Raw genomic sequence first — 382 nt, forward strand, 5'->3', positions numbered from 1 at the left:
TAGAAAGGACGTTGGCATATAGGTCTGTTCTCCACGAAAGGCAGCGATTATATAGACATCATTCGAGCTTCACTCAGGATCTTGACCAGCAGCATGTTTCAGATTGCCACTGCGCCAAACTACCTCAGCACTCGTTCAAGCCTTCCCGGAAACGCAGGGCCAGGCCCTTGAGGTTCTGCCGCCAGCTCTCCAGCTCATCTCGACTGAGCTCTTCCGGCGCCTCTTCTTCATCAAGATTAATCGCTTGAATCAGCGGCTGCGTCACGTCGCCTTTCGGCTTGCGTGGCGCCCTCGGTGGCTGAAACAGTGCTGCGTGCGCCGCCAGCAGTTTCGCCAGCCAGGTTTCCGGATTACCAGCCAGCTCAACCATTTCCGCCAGCTC

The 382-nt window shown here is 56.3% G+C and carries 1 protein-coding gene; it reads right to left on the reverse strand.

The window, feature by feature from the left end; genetic code table 11:
• Window positions 1-124: 124 nt before the first annotated feature.
• A partial coding sequence (locus AC0T7J_RS25520; protein ID WP_473798626.1) for a DUF6586 family protein occupies window positions 125-382 on the reverse strand: 258 nt, incomplete at its 5' end.

The sequence above is a fragment of the Pantoea sp. E956-1 genome (assembly GCF_982223955.1).